Source organism: Vibrio paucivorans, assembly GCF_054053395.1.
Map to the genome: position 1 here is coordinate 1,544,757 of NZ_CM133230.1, position 16,516 is coordinate 1,561,272.

Annotated in this window: 6 protein-coding genes; 2 read left to right on the top strand and 4 right to left on the bottom strand. The window is 44.5% G+C overall.

The window, feature by feature from the left end:
* The first annotated feature begins 166 nt into the window (after positions 1-166).
* Entirely contained in the window at positions 167-12,109 is an 11,943-nt protein-coding gene (locus tag ACXABW_RS07235) for an Ig-like domain-containing protein (RefSeq protein WP_457524824.1), read from the top strand.
* A gap of 63 nt (positions 12,110-12,172) precedes the next feature.
* Here the strand turns inward: ACXABW_RS07235 and ACXABW_RS07240 are convergent, their stop codons facing one another.
* A complete protein-coding gene (locus ACXABW_RS07240; RefSeq protein ID WP_457524825.1) occupies positions 12,173-13,366 on the bottom strand; it encodes a class I SAM-dependent methyltransferase in 1,194 nt (397 codons plus the stop codon).
* 105 nt (positions 13,367-13,471) lie between these two features.
* Positions 13,472-14,875, bottom strand: a complete 1,404-nt coding sequence (locus tag ACXABW_RS07245; protein ID WP_457524966.1) for a methyl-accepting chemotaxis protein — start codon at positions 14,873-14,875, stop codon at positions 13,472-13,474.
* A gap of 91 nt (positions 14,876-14,966) precedes the next feature.
* On the opposite strand from ACXABW_RS07245, the gene yccX reads away from it, so the two are divergent.
* Positions 14,967-15,239: an acylphosphatase gene (gene yccX, locus ACXABW_RS07250; protein WP_252030708.1), complete on the top strand. Its 273-nt coding sequence runs from the start codon at positions 14,967-14,969 to the stop codon at positions 15,237-15,239.
* Positions 15,240-15,245: 6 nt separating this feature from the next.
* Here the strand turns inward: yccX and ACXABW_RS07255 are convergent, their stop codons facing one another.
* On the bottom strand, positions 15,246-15,575 hold the full coding sequence (locus tag ACXABW_RS07255; protein WP_252030709.1) for a TusE/DsrC/DsvC family sulfur relay protein: 330 nt from the start codon (positions 15,573-15,575) through the stop codon (positions 15,246-15,248).
* 127 nt (positions 15,576-15,702) lie between these two features.
* On the bottom strand, positions 15,703-16,365 hold the full coding sequence (locus ACXABW_RS07260; RefSeq protein WP_252030710.1) for a Bax inhibitor-1/YccA family protein: 663 nt from the start codon (positions 16,363-16,365) through the stop codon (positions 15,703-15,705).
* Positions 16,366-16,516: the final 151 nt, after the last annotated feature.

Genomic DNA, 16,516 nt, shown 5'->3' on the forward strand with positions numbered 1-16,516 from the left:
GTGATCAGTGTCATTTAGTGGAGTGAATTTGTTGCTGTCAGGTTACAGATTTCTTCTGTTTGACATTCGAAAATGATAAGTTATCACTAGGATTAATGATAATTAATGAATTGCCAAGAAATTGACATAGTTCTTTGGTGGCAGTTCACATAGGTTAGAGGCTCATATGGGATTTGGTGCTCTTATCGCTGCAGGCAACTTAGCAGCAGGACAAGTAATGGTTATTGATGTAAATGGTAACCTGAAAGTACTAGAGGAAGGTCAGGCACTTCAGCCTGGTGAGGTGCTGCTAAATGCGGATGGAACATTCGACGCGGACACTCAACCTGATATAACCGTTCAGCTTGCTGATGATAATGGCATTCCTCAAGACATCACTGATGAAGTCGACGATATTCTTGCGGCGTTAGAGCAAGGGGAAGACCCGACTCAGCTTGGAGATGAATTTGCAACTGCCGCAGGTACTTCGTCTGGCTCAAGTCTTACCGACTCTGCTAGTGTTGCTAGAGATGGCACCGAAACCATAGCCGAAACTGATTTCGCGACCCAAGGCCTAGAAAGACTTGGTTTATCGCAAACTCAAAGTTTAACCCTACTGGAGCAGTACCAACAATATTCCCCGGTCTTTGTGGATGCAGCGACCAATGAACTCGGCAGCGAACTTGGAATCGACACGGACGAAGATATTCCTTTAACAGGGCAACTCCTTGCTACTGACTCCAATAATGACTCTTTAATATTTAGTGCTTTGGAAGGCCCAGAGAACGGTGTACTAACTCTTGACCCCGATGGTTCTTGGGTTTACACACCTGATGCCAATTACAATGGTTCCGATAGCTTTACTGCTCAAGTAAGCGACGGTACGGGATTTACCGATACCATAACCATCCAAATTACCGTTAACCCTGTTAATGACGCCCCTGTCTTAGTCGATGAGAATAGTATACCTACTGGCGAAGAAGAGTCGGTGACCACCAAGGAAGATTCTTCGGTTAGTGGAAAAGTCCAAGCAGAGGATGTTGATGGAGATGAACTGACTTACGCGATCTCAACACAACCTCTAAATGGTACTGTCTTATTAGATGAAGAGGGGAATTGGGAATACACGCCAAACGAAGAATACAATGGCTCAGATCAATTTGAAATTCAGGTAAGTGACGGTAACGGTGGATTTGATACGGTAACTGTCAATGTTGATGTATTACCTGTCGCTGAACTCACCGTAGTCCCGCAAGATGCTGTTGTTGAAGCCGATAACGCGTACCTTGGTTTTACAATCAACTTAGATCAAGCAGTTACTGAAAATGTAGCGCTTGAACTAACGCTTGGCTCCGATAGCGATACTGCTACAAAAGGTGTCGACTACCTTGATGGCCTCTTTGTCGAAGATGGCAATGGTGGTTATAGACCTATCACAGATAGCGATCTCGAAATAGTATCGGGAGAGACACAGCTAAGCGTCTATGTTCAGGTCATAGATGATAAGTTGCTCGAAAACTCTGAAAGTATTTCCTTATCCGTCACAAGTCCTAGTGAGTACCTTGAGAATAGTGAAGCAACAGGGGCAAATACTATTGTTGATGAGTCGGAGCCTGCGGCCGAAGACACCGTCTACGCCCAAATCTCAGTGGATGAAGCCAGCATTGAAGAAGGTGGTGCACTGACTTACACCATCACGCTGGTTGATGCTGCGGGTAATGCGCTGAGTGATTTACCAAACAACACGTCTGTGGAAGTCGAACTTAACTGGAGCGGCGCTGCGTCTTTAGGTGACGATACCAATTCGTTACCGAACTCAGTGCTCGTGGGTAGCAGTGGTACCGCAAGGTTTGTGGTGCAAACCACCGATGACTTCTTAAATGAAGGCAGTGAAGAACTTAGCGTTGCTTTAGGTGAAGTAGCAGACAATAACAGCAGCTTTGAAGCGGTCGATGCGTTATCTGGTAGCGATTCTGCATCAAGCCAAATTGTGGATGAAGCCGTTCAAGGTGAAGAAGATACTGTTTACGCCCAAATCTCGGTGAATGAATCCAGCATTGAAGAAGGCGGTGCACTGACGTACACCGTCACGTTGGTTGATGCAGCGGGTAATGCGCTGACGGATTTACCAAACAACACCTCAGTGGAAGTTGAACTCAACTGGAGTGGTGCGGCTTCTTTAGGTGATGACACCACGACGTTACCAAACTCAGTGCTCGTGGGCAGCAGCGGTACGGCAAGTTTCGTGGTTCAAACCACTGATGATTTCTTAAACGAAGGCAGTGAAGAGCTTAGCGTTGCTTTAGGTGAAGTAGCAGATAATAACAGCAGCTTCGAATCGGTCGATGCGTTATCTGGTAGCGATTCTGCATCAAGCCAAATTGTGGATGAAGCCGTTCAAGGTGAAGAAGACACCGTCTACGCACAAATTACCGTGGATGAGTCACGCATTGATGAAGGCGGTGAGCTGACTTACACCGTGACACTAGTCGATGCCGACGGAAATCCATTGACTGACTTACCAAGTGATACTTCTATTGACGTAGCGCTTGATTGGAAAGGCAAAGCCTCGCGTGGCGACGACACTGAAGCATTACCAGACAGCATCACCATCGACGCTACAGGTGAAGCGCAATTTACCGTGCAGACTGTCGATGACTACCTCAACGAAGGTACCGAGAAGCTTAAAGTTGAAATTACCGATGTTGATGATGTGAACAACAGCTTTGAAGCAGTGGATGCGCTGGAAGGTGCAGACAAAGTCAAAGTGAAGATCGACGATGAAGATACGCAGGGCACAGAAGATACGGTCTACGCCCAAATCTCAGTGGGTGAAGCCAGCATTGAAGAAGGCGGTACACTGACGTACACCGTCACGCTGGTTGATGCAGCAGGTAATGCGCTGACGGATTTACCAAACAACACGTCAGTGGAAGTCGAACTCAACTGGAGCGGCGCTGCGTCTTTAGGTGACGATACCAATCCGTTACCGAGCTCAGTGCTCGTCGGCAGCAGCGGTACGGCAAGTTTCGTCGTTCAAACTACCGATGACTTCTTAAATGAAGGCAGTGAAGAGCTTAGCGTGTCATTGGGTGAAGTAGCAGACAATAACAGCAGCTTCGAATCGGTCGATGCGTTATCTGGTAGCGATTCTGCATCAAGCCAAATTGTGGATGAAGCCGTTCAAGGTGAAGAAGATACTGTTTACGCCCAAATCTCGGTGAATGAATCCAGCATTGAAGAAGGCGGTGCACTGACGTACACCGTCACGTTGGTTGATGCAGCGGGTAATGCGCTGACGGATTTACCAAACAACACCTCAGTGGAAGTTGAACTCAACTGGAGTGGTGCGGCTTCTTTAGGTGATGACACCACGACGTTACCAAACTCAGTGCTCGTGGGCAGCAGCGGTACGGCAAGTTTCGTGGTTCAAACCACTGATGACTTCTTAAACGAAGGCAGTGAAGAGCTTAGCGTTGCTTTAGGTGAAGTAGCGGACAATAACAGCAGCTTCGAATCGGTCGATGCGTTATCTGGTAGCGATTCTGCATCAAGCCAAATTGTGGATGAAGCCGTTCAAGGTGAAGAAGACACCGTCTACGCACAAATTACCGTGGATGAGTCACGTATTGATGAAGGCGGTGAGCTGACTTACACCGTGACACTAGTTGATGCCGACGGAAATCCACTGACTGACTTACCAAGTGATACTTCTATCGACGTAGCGCTCGATTGGAAAGGTAAAGCCTCGCGTGGCGACGACACTGAAGCATTACCAGACAGCATCACCATCGACGCTACAGGTGAAGCGCAATTTACCGTGCAGACTGTGGATGATTACCTCAACGAAGGTACCGAGAAACTTAAAGTCGAAATTACTGATGTTGATGATGTGAATAACAGCTTTGAAGCGGTGGATGCGCTGGAAGGTGCAGACAAAGTCAAAGTGAAGATCGACGATGAAGACGTGGCGGACGTAGTCACGGTATCGCTGTCTGGACCTTCGATAGTGCTAGAAGGTGAAACAACAGATCAATTTGAAGTGACGCTAGATCAGTTTGCTCCTGAAGGTAGTGTGGTTACGTTAGCATACACGTATACGAATGCAGATGATGAAGACATTACTGAAGTTCACACCGCTACGGTTGGGGCTGATGGTGTAACTGCCACGTTCACTATAGATACCATCAATAATGATGTGTACGAAGAAAATGAATCTTTTGAAGTGTCTGTTGTATCCGTTACAGATCCTGAAACAGATGAGAATGTATTTGAAGCGATTGATGTTTCAAGTGCCAAACAATCGGTAGTGATTGATGACAGACATGATAACCCGCCCGAATCAGAAGACTTTACGGTTGGTGTTGCTGGTAATGGGCGCACGCAAGTTATTTTCGATAGTGCGGATGAAAGCCTAGATCATATTTCAGACAATGAAGATGATGCGAGTGGAGCACAAGTCGGTGTAGTCATCACTGAGCTACCTGAATCTGGTACGTTGTTTTACAAAGGCGTAGCTATTACAGCCGCTGATTTGTATAGCGAAGGTGATGATGATACTCAGTACACAGTGTTTGATCCGTACTTCATCGAATATCAAGCGGACTCCAACTCTGAGGGCTTCTCTTTAGGACTAAATAGCCAAGTGGAGGTCTCTCCACTTGGTGAGGAAGATCAAAACCCAAGTCAAACTGACTTCTATAACTGGGGTGAGAAAGTAGATAGCCATACTCGCGAGTTGGAGCTAGATAACGGTGACATTGTCACGATATCAAGTCCTGATGGTAGGCTTGTTCAATACCGTGGAGATGAAAATGAGGGACATGTAGGGCATGGTATTGGGGTCCAAAACAATAAAGGAATAAATAGTGATGAGACGCTGTCGATCGAGTTTTCAAGTCGTCCAGCTGATTCTGTCACTTTAGGCTTAGACGGTTTGGGTGCTTTTTTCTACGAAGGTACGAACAACGGATTTGAGTCTAGTGTCCAAATTACGGTGTTCTTCGAAGGTGGTAGCAAGACATTTGAATACCAAAAAGAAAGTCCTGGTGATGCCAATCTTTTGCATGAAATTGTTATCCCTTCAGACGACTTCGAGTTACCAGATGGTGCTGAAATCACCCGAGTAGATGTCTCAACCGTTGGTAAAGGCAACTGGGAACTACGTTATTTGGAAACTGATAATAACGACTCTTTTGACTACCGTGCTATTGATGCCGACGGTAACGTGAGCGAAGAATCGACCGTCACGATTGATGAGCAAAACCAAGCTCCAGTGGCAGTCGATGATCCTGTTGGTTTCCAAGTAAGCTTAGGTTCATTTAACAATGGCTCTTGGGATACTGATGGTGCATCTATTAGTGCTAGTTACCAGGATGAATCCAGAGATATCACGGAGCAAGGCGTTAAGCGCGGCGTGAGTGGTCATGAAAACGGTGGTGTTGCTGCTCAAATTCAGTACAACCGTGAAGATGGTGAATCAGAAAAATTCGAGATACAACTAGATAAGCCCGCGACTAAGTTTTCGTTCGAAGTCTCCAACCTTTTCCTAAACGAAGGTGGTTCAGGTAATGATGAACAAGGTATGTGGGTTGCGTATTTGGATGGTGTCCCTGTATCCAGCGGATCATTTGTTGCTAATCAAGGAAGTAATAAAGGTAGTTACGATATCGACTTGGACGGTACGGCTTTCGACAGTATCGTATTTGAAGCGATTGAATTTGATAATGTTCCTGCAAGAGGAAACGATTCATCAGATTATTTCCTAACAGGCTTCGAAGCATCTAATGAAGAAGGCGCTTACGCGGTTAATCAAGGTGGCGTACTTGCTATACCTGTTGATGAACTGCTAGCTAACGATACGGATGCAGATGGAGACTCGTTGCGTATCACTTTCGTATATGGCGAACAAAACGGCGAAGCTTATATCGAAGACGGGATAGTGTATTTCGATTTGGACGATTCGTTTGTTGGTACCACAGAGTTTAGCTACCAAATTACCGATGATAAAGGTGGTTTCAGTGAAGCGTCAGTTGATGTGATTGTAAACCCTCTACCAACCTCTCCTGATGTAAGTGGAATTGAATTGCTGTCCAACAGTGTTCAAGAAGGTGAATCTCTGGCCTATAAAGTTTCTCTAGATGGCGGAGCATTAGTTGAAACTAGATATCCTTTGGAGCTTGGTTCTAGCCTGATTGATTCTGCTGGCGAACAGGATGTAGACCTTTCTCAAATCGTGTTCACCAATGGTGTGAAATACGACGGATCAACTAAAGAGGTAGTTGTTCCAGTTGGAGTATCGGACTTTACGGTATTAATCCCAACTGTGGAGGATGGTATTTACGAAAATACCGAGACGTTCACCATTGTAGTTGATGGGCATAGTAAGTCTGGTTCTATAGAGAATATAGATATTCCAACTATTGAAGTTCAAAACTCTTCAGATGTTAGTGAAGGTAGTAGTGCAGTCTTCGATGTAACTCTATCCAAATATACGGAAGTACCTGTCACTATCAATGTTGCGGTAGTTCATGGTTCCACTGATGCACAAGATTTGGGTAATACTGAGGTACAGCATTTCCTTAATGGCAGTTGGACCAAGTTACCGATAGAAAATAATGGGGATGTCGTCATTCCTGCTGGCATTACAGAACTACGAGTTGTTGTAGAGACAGTAGACGATAGCGGAGCGCCTATTTATGAAGGCGTCGAAGATTTCTCGATTGTGGCTACTGGTGTCGTTGGTGTTCAGGGACAAGATACAGGTACTGCTATTGTTAAAGATGATGGTAGCATCGACTCAGATGGTAACGGGCCTGAACGCGCTGATGACGACAGACCGTTGGTTGAGGCGATTGAGGATATTAGAGTTGAAGAAGGCCAAGTTGCCGTGTTTGACGTTCAAATTTCGAACCCAAGTTTGTCGTCTACGATAGTTAGTTTATCTTTGGCTGAGCATTCAGCGACTTCACCAGAAGACTTTAATTCCGCTACTGTTCAGGTCGTAATTGATGGCGTGGCGGAAACATTGCCTGTGGTTAACGGACAGTTTGACGTTGAACTACCGCCACAGGTTACTTTCTTTGAGGTTCACGTAGTAACAAGCGATGACTCAGTTATGGATGATGGTGAACGCTTTACACTTTCAGCTTCTACTGCTCATCAAACGGCAATGGTTACTGGTGTTGCAACCATTGTTGATAACGAGAAGCCGACCATCGATCTTGATGGAAGTGAGTATCAGTTTGAGTTTGTTAGCGAAAGCGCAGGTTACGACAATGTGTTTGGCTACTATGTGTGGGATGAAGCGTCTCAAACCCAAGAGCTTCATGTGTTGCTAGAAAACTCGCACGACGTGTCAGAGCCGAATCTGGGCACAATCAACTCATTGGATAATGTAGGGTATTTCTTGATCCCTAATGGCGCATCGCTTATCAGTGGCTCAAGCAAACTGGAGGTTAACTCAGACGGTAAACTAGTTGTTGACTCGGTTGTTAAAAACGTCGAAGTGTTTACCAGCCATGATGAAGAAGGTCAGATTCGTATTTCAGCTGACGAACACGGCGACACCATTATTGGCTTCGACGATCAAAGAGGTATTGCACAGGATGACAATGACTTCAATGATTTAGTGATCAAGCTAAGTAAAGTTGATACGAGTGATAGTTTTGAAACTCACTATGAAGAAGGTGATGCCGGTGTCTCTATTGCAGCTGCGAATGCTGATATCTTTGATGATAAAGACTCAATTTCTTCGCTGACCATATCGCTTACCAACAAACAGGAAGCAGATAGTCTTTCTTGGGATAATACACTCGGTTTTGATGTTCAAGTAACTGAAGACAGCGGTTCCATTACGTTAGTGATTACGCATCAAACCGAAAGTGAAGTATCAGCATCAGATTTTGAAGCTTTCCTTAACTCGGTGACGTTTAGTAACAACAGTGATAGTCCATCAGAGCAGCCTAGAGAAATAGAGGTGAGTGTTATTGATGGGAGTGGGCTTCAATCTAACACCGCGACTTCAACTATCAATGTAAATGGTGTTGACGACATCATAGTGACAGAGTCCTCTGTTGGTGCAGAAGATAGCAAGATTGAGGTTTCTGTTGAGCTTCCTGATAGCTCGTCTGTGAGCCAGTTGCTCGTCGCTTCAATCCCTTCTGGAGCTAAATTATTCCTTAACGGTGCAGAAGTCCCAGTTTCTCAAGGTGAAGCTACTATTTCGTTCAGCAACGGCGACAAATTAGAAGTTCAACCACCAGAAGATAGCGATGAAGATTTCGGACTTATCGTCCAAGGCCTTGATTCAGATGGTTCAGAAGTTGAGACTGCTCAGGTTGTAAATGTAGAAGTGACGCCTGTTGCGGACATGCCATCCCTATCAATTTCAGATCCTAAGGTAATTTCGTCAAATGACTTTGAGCATATCGATTTGGGAAGACGCTCGTGGCGCGGCAATGTTTCTGAAGATGAGTTAACTGATGGTGCAGTTGGTGATTGGGGCACAGAAAATGCGAGTTCACGTGTAGAAGTAGGTAGAGAAGGTGTCTATTTAGGTAGAGATGCCGACGACCGACAAAATAAGCTGTTTGAGATCGAAGGCGGCAGAAACGATACCACTTTATCAACTGAATTTACTGCGCAGGGTGGCTCTTTCTACACTATTTCATTTGATATTGCTGCACGAAGAGTCGGCTCTTCTCCAGTCACGTTATTGCTCGTCGATTCCGAAGGGAATGAAACCACTGTCTACGATTATGAAAACCAAGTCCGAGAATGGTCGACAGAGACGGTTACCTTTGAAGTTCCTGAAGATGGTGATTACAAACTGGTATTCCAATCATCTCAGAGCGATACCTATGGCGCGTTGCTGGATAATATTGAACTGACTGAAGTTGATAATTACGGCTATGAAGATTCGTTTATTAACTTAAGTGATCTTGTCATTGGGGCGTCTAAAGATAACGATGGTTCAGAAGAACTGTCGGTGATACTTGAAGGGTTACCAGAAGGTTCTATCGTCCGTACTGTTGGTGAAGAAGACATTGTCGTTGGCGCTGATGGTGCTGCGGATATCTCTGATTGGTCTGACTTCGTCAACTTACAAGTGCTAATCGAAGAGCCTGGGGATTATCCGGTTACCGTTACAGTGACTTCAACTGAAACGGATACGAATTACGATGTACCTAGTGCGGAAGTCAGCAATGTCATTAATGTTACTGTATTGCCAGTGGCTGTGGCTCCAGATGCGCTGAGCAAAGAGATTAGTGGAGATGAAGATACCGCTATTATCCTGAGCTTGGATGACTTTGGGGTTACTGATGTGGCAAGCCAAGTAACACTTCAGTCACCATTAGATAATGGTGTATTACAACTCAAAGATGGTGACAGCTGGGTAGACATTACGGCAGAGCAAACAATTGACGCCACAGTGATTAGCTCTGGAGAGTTAAGGTTCGTACCAGAACTTAATGAATCTGGGACTAACGAATACAATTCTGACGGCTCTGGTGACCAGTTGAATGACTACGTCGTTATCGATTTTACCGTAAGTAAAGATGGTGTTTCATCTGATGTGAAACAGCTTACTATTGATGTTACGCCGATAGCAGACGACCCCGTTGTTTCTATAGAGCTCGGACAATTAGAAACAAGCTATGTAGCACCTGAGTTCTCAACTGATCGCGATTCTATTATTGATGACTTCAACAATGGTGGAGTGCTGGATGTAGATGGTGACCTATACCGAGGTAAACACGAAGTAGGCGCAGGTGAATCTAGCGACTTGTATGTAGCTCAAGACACCTATCCAGGCGCTCCGGGAACGCCAGACGCTGCACATCAAGTAACATATACTGGGACGTATAACGGTTCGGATGTATTCGTTGGTGGTGGCTTAAACGACACTTTCCACGGTGCACAGACTTCTTTAGACCCAACAAACGCAATTGACACGGTGATTTACGAAGGTTCTATAGATAACTTTGAGATAACTTGGTTTGATAAAGCAGGCGGTGGTTATTGGCAGGTCGTTGATAAGACGCAAACTGAAACCAAGAGTGACAATGTCACACCTATTAACCAAGGTGATCACTTGTACTTTATTGAACAGATTGTTTTTTCTGACGCTATCGTTCAACTGGACAATGAGAACCACGAGTATTCAGTTGCTACTGAGCAGAGAGTTGCTGTCACTATCGATGTTTCATTGTCCGATACGGATGACAGTGAACAGCTTGATGGCCAAAGTGTTGTAGTGTCAGGTATCCCTGAAGGCCTATCGCTGTTCGTCGGTGGTGTGCTGATTTCACCGACGAGCACTGCTAATGGGTTAAATAGTTATCTCATTCCAGTTGCATTGGATGTGAGTAAGTCGGGCACAATAGACGACGCCTATATTTCGATTCCATCTGACTACTCTGGCAGCCTTGATTTGAACGTAACAGTGGCTGCGGTTGCAAACGAAGTAGTTGATGGACAAATCGTTGATAGTGCTTCGAATAGTGCTTCAGCTAGCGCTAGCTTACGCGGTTACTCTTCTACCACTGGTGAAGCCGGAGATGATGTACTTGCCACTGCAGGTGATCACGATGTGATTATTGGTGATGTAAGTGGACTGCAGGTCATACCGGGCGAAGATTATAATATAGCGTTCGTGTTTGATACCTCTGGAAGTATGCATCAAACGATTACCCCTGCGAAAGCAGAACTGCAATCCGCATTTGATCAATTGTTCGATGCAACTCAGGGTGCCAACTCAGGTACGGTTAATGTACTGCTTACTGAATTTGGCTCAGAAGCATCTCGCGTCATTTCAATAGACCTGTCGGAGCCTAATCCTAAATTGGCGTTTGCTAATGCATTGAGCTCCATTGAAGATGATTATTGGGGAATGACAAACTACGAAGCAGGCTTTGAATCAGCGGTCGAATGGTTCAATAGTGTGTCGTCAGATAGTGCGACAAACCACAGTTTCTTTATTACGGATGGGCACCCTAATAGAGCTGTTGAAAACGATTTAGAGGCGGCAGAGTTCTCCAGTTTTTGGCTGTACGTTGATAAATCTACAGGTTCTGTTGAGTCTCTAGGTGATGTACTAGGTGATAACTTTGATATCGGTTCACTGCAAAATAGTCCAATCACACGTGATGGAAATAATGTGGTGGTCTACGATGATGGTGAAGCTTTAGTCTATTCGCCATACACTGGTGAATTGTTAGGAACATTATCCGTAGATGGTTCTTCACTTGAGTTTGAAGATAGCAACTCAGAATCTGAAAATGTGACGGTTCAAGCTCAGCATATGTATCAAGTGCTTGCCAATATGTCGACGGTACAAGCTATCGGTATTGGTAGTGGCGTGGATGCTAATACACTCAAAGCATTTGACACGGATGGCGTAGTTGATCAGAACATCAATGTAGATCAATTGGCGGAAGCAATATTGGGCCATACTCAGGACGTTGATGCTGGTAAGGACACGATAACTGCGGGGGCTGGCGATGATGTCATATTCGGAGACAACGTTCAGTTCGATGGTATTGCAGGGCAAGGTATACCGGCTCTTCAAAGTTATGTCTCACAGCAGCTAGGCAAAGAATTAGCAGATGTTGATACAGAAACTATCCATAACTATGTTCGTGATAATGCCGAGTCTATAAGTAATGCATTAGTGTCTAATCCAGCCAGCCAAACGGGTGATAAGGATGATGTTATATCAGGTGAGGCTGGTAACGACATCTTATTCGGACAAGAAGGCGATGATACGTTAATTGGTGGTATCGGTAACGATATATTGATTGGTGGAGACGGTGATGACATCTTTAAATGGGTAGATGGAGATCAATTCTCAACTCATGAAGATGTGGTTGCAGACTTTACTAAGGGCGAAGACCGAATCGATATCTCTGAGTTAGTTGATGTTGATGGTGGTGAAACTATGGAAGACTTGCTTAACAGTATCGACATCACCGTTGAAGATGACGATCTGAAATTGACCATGGAACATGGTGGGGAAACGCAGGTCATTGTTCTTCAGGATGCGGCGAGCCAGTTTGATAGTTTGCCGCAAGATAGTGCAGCATCGGTGGACTTCTTGAAAAACTTTATCGTGTCGCAAGACACCTAGAGATTAAGCGTTGATAAACAAAAAGGGCCAATAGGCCCTTTTTTATTGAATTCGATAAGTGAATTATAGGACTTTGCACGCAAAGCCCTTCAAGTAGAAACCTTCAGGGTAAGCAGAATCGGTTAAGTGATCCGCTGCTTGCTCAAATCGTTCTACAAATTTAACGCTACGGCCTGCATCTAGTGCTGCGTCAGCGATCACTTTTTGGAATAGATCTGCGCCCATTAGGCCAGAGCAAGAGTAAGTAAGTAAAGTACCGCCAGGTTTCAATATCTGCATGGCCAGCATGTTGATATCTTTATAGCCGTTTGCGCCAGATGTTAAGTTGTTTTTGCTTGAAACGAACTTCGGTGGGTCCATTATCACGACATCAAATTTAGTACCTTGGTCACGGTATTCACGTAGCAGTTTGAAGACGTCAGCGTTAAGGAAGACAGCTCTCTTTTTCGAAATATCAAACTCGTTGATTTGAGCATTGTACTTAGCTGTGTCTAATGCAGGTTGGGATACATCTGCGTTAATAACACGCTTAGCGCCACCTTTTAGTGCATAGAGGCCAAAACCACCGGTGTATGAAAAACAGTTGAGCACTTCTTTGTCTTGAACGTATTTCATCGCTTGTAGTCGGCTATCGCGTTGGTCTAGGTAAAAGCCAGTTTTATGACCATTGACGATATCAACACTGATCTTAACGCCGTTTTCTTCAATCACAACAGACTCTGGTGGGGTAGAGCCGTGCAGTACACCAACCGTTTCTTTTAAGCCTTCTTTTTTACGTACAGCAACGTCTGAACGTTCATAGACATGACAGTTCGGGAAGCACTCTATTAGAGCTTCAACTAACAAACTTTTGTTGTATTCCGCACCTGCACTTAGTAATTGGCAAACGAGGTAGTCTTGGTACTTATCAATTGTGATACCAGGAAGGCCATCTGACTCAGCTGCGATCAGTCTGTAGCCTGTAAGCCCATCACGTTTGATAATGTCTTCGCGAAGTAGCTGAGCATCTTGGATGCGTTTTACAAAGAATGATTTATCTATCTCAACGTTTTCAAAGCTCCACACGCGCGCTCGAATTTGAGAATTTGGTGAGTACGCAGCTTTCGCTAACCAACGACCATCTTTAGTCAATACGTCGACTGTTTCGCCCAGTTCTGGAGTACCTTCGACTTTGCTAATACCGCGAGAAAAAATCCAAGGGTGTTTACGTCGTAGAGATTTATCTCTGCCTTTTTCTAAGTAGATTGCCGAAGTCATTACTGTGCTCTATTGGTTTTGAAAGGTGGGTATTGTCGGGGAAGGGAGGGTGAATTGCAATTAAAGCCAAAATAAAAAGGCCACTAAGTAGTGGCCTTGGGTTCGTTATGCTTTAAGTCCAACCAAAAGTGATTCCATACGGTCACTTTGACTTCTTAGTTGATCAATATTGCTGTTGGTCGCATTGATTAAAGAGCACACATTGTCGGCTTGCACTCTTACTTCTTCGACGCTTGCGGCGATATTGTCAGCTACAACGCCTTGCTCTTCTGCTGCTGTCGCTATTTGAATGCTGCTGTCAGATATCGACTGATTCTTATCTGCTAGTGAACCTATTTCAGCATTGACTTCTGACATTAACGTTTGGCCTTCATTGGCATTGCTTACTGTCACATCCATCAACTTGGTTAGCGCTTGGCTATTACGCTGTAGTGATTCGATCATTGATTGAATTTCCACAGTGGCCTGTTGAGTTCGGCCTGCAAGAGCTCGTACTTCATCCGCAACCACTGCAAAGCCTCGGCCTTGTTCACCAGCACGAGCCGCTTCAATAGCTGCGTTCAAGGCGAGTAGGTTAGTTTGCTCCGAAATCCCATTGATGGTTGTGACCACTTCATCAATCTGAGCCGCGTTTGAATCCAATTCCCCAACTGCCTGAGAGGCCGATTGGATCTCACTTGATAGGCTAGAAATCGACTCTAATGTATGACTTACTTTCGATTGCCCTAGTTGAGCAACACTTTTCGCATCTTCAGTTTGGGTACTAGAGTCATGAGCAAGCGTTGCCACTTCACGAATGGTTGAAGCCATTTGTTCTGTTGCACTCGCTAGCGAGTTTAGATGCTCTTGTTGGGTATTTGACATATCCGAGCTTTGTTGAGTTGAGAGATTAAGCTCAGAGCTAATTTGTTGCATTAAAGCAACCGATTCTTGGATAGATTGAACCAACGTCTGTTCGCGCTCTGCTACTTTATCAATAGTAATTGCGATCGTGCTGAATTCATCTCTCACTTTGAAAAAGTTCATTCGACTGGTTAAGTCGCCATCAGCCAATGTAGATAGCGCTTTGTTCATGGTAAACATGGCGCCACCGATAAAGGTCATAATGTAGTAAACACCTAAAGCGATTAAGCCAAGTGTAACTAAAACGACTGTTAGATGCGTCGTGGAAAGAGAAGTCCAGATATCTTGCTCATGGTTTGAAATAAGGCTAAAGGCGCCGTTGGCGACCGATATCGAACCTTCTCCGGATCCAATTTTGATGGTATCTGAATTGGCGATGAGCGCGGACACTTGTTGTTGGCTTAAATTGCCTGCTTCGATTAGACCTTTCATCAGAGCCAGCTCATCTTTGTATAGGTTATCGAGCATAGCGTCAGATGAACTGTCTAAAACTAATGTAAGAACGGCGAGAGCAATGATGGGTAGAATAAAGAGAAGATAGAATTTTTCTTGTATTTTTAAGTGAATGAGATATTTGTCGATCCAGCGAAATGGTATTTCTTTCATAATAATTGTACTCATTGAGAAACCCTCTTTCCATTGAGGGTGGGAATGGAACTGGGGAATATATCACCCTAATGAAATGAGAGGTATAGATATGAATAAAAAGTGCGAGAAATTCACGGTCTCTGGGAGGGTGCAGGGTGTCGGGTTTCGCTACCATACTTCACATCAAGGGTTGAAGTTTGGGCTGACGGGGTACGCTAAGAATTTAAATAGCGGTGATGTTGAAGTAATGGTTTGCGGAGAGAGCTTGGCGATTGAACAGATGGCAAACTGGCTTGAAGAAGGCCCCCGTACAGCCGCAGTCGAAAGTGTGCAGCGAGAAGAGGCCATAATGAGGGAGTTTAGAGGGTTCGAGATACTCTAGTCATTTTTATAGACATTTAGCTGGCTTAGGTAAGCCAGCAAGTTTTGTTGCTTGCTTCGCTGGACCTTTTTTAAACAGCTTAAATAGGTATTTGCTATTCCCTTTTTCAGGGCCATGAGCTTTTTCCATCGCCTTTACCAACATTCTTACCGCTGGTGAAGTGTTGAATTCTTCATAAAAGTCACGAACAAAATGTATCACTTCTAGATGAGCGTCGGTTAATTCTATGCCTTCATCTTCCGCTAAGATATTTATCATTCCTTCTTCCCACTGCGTGTGGTCAAGAAGGTAACCTTGCTCATCAGTTTCAATTTGCTTGCCGTTATATTCGAACATGTTGTTTGGCTCTAGGTGTTAAGGAACATGAATAGGTTAGCGTGCACGTCGGGCTGCTTCAATAGAGCAGAAATAAAAAAGCCCAAAAGCAAGAGCTTTTGGGCTTTCTTTAAACAACTAAACGAGATTAGTCGTTGTTCATAATACCTAGAATACTTAATAGGCTGATGAAAATGTTGTAGATAGAAACATACAGCGTGATAGTTGCTGAGATGTAGTTAGTCTCGCCACCACGGATAATGCCCTGTGTTGTCATAAGAATAGCCATTGTAGAGAACACAATGAATAGGCTGCTCAGTGCTAGGTGCAGTACCGTAGATTGGATAAAGAAGCTTGCAATCATACCTACAACAAGAACAACGAATAGTGACAACATTAGGCCACCCATCATTGAAAGGTCACGGCGCGTTGTCAAAGCGTAAGCTGAAGCGGCCATAAACGATAGTGCAGTACCACCTAGAGCAGTAAGAACAACATCGCCCATGCCAGCGCCAATGTACATGTTTAGCAGAGGACCGACTGTGTAGCCTAGGAAACCAGTGAACAAGAACGTGAACACAAGGCCCATGCTATTGTTGCGGTTTTTCTCCGTTAAGAAAAGCAGGCCGTAAAAGCCAACAAGCATTAGGATGATGCCAGGACGAGGCAAGTTCATTGCCATTGAAACGCCTGCTACGACAGCAGACCATAGTAAAGTCATTGAAAGTAGAGCGTAAGTGTTACGCAAAACTTTATTTGTTTGGATTGCACTTTCTTGTGTAGAAGTGCGGCTAAACATAGGGCTGTTCATAATCTTCCTCATGAGGGTTTATGTTTATAAGTACATTTATGGGGCTGAATGTAACAAAAATCAAGCCCTGCGTACTATCTTTCTACTTAAAATAATAATGTAAATATGCACTTAAGTATTTTCTAAGATGTAACACAATATAACAACTAAA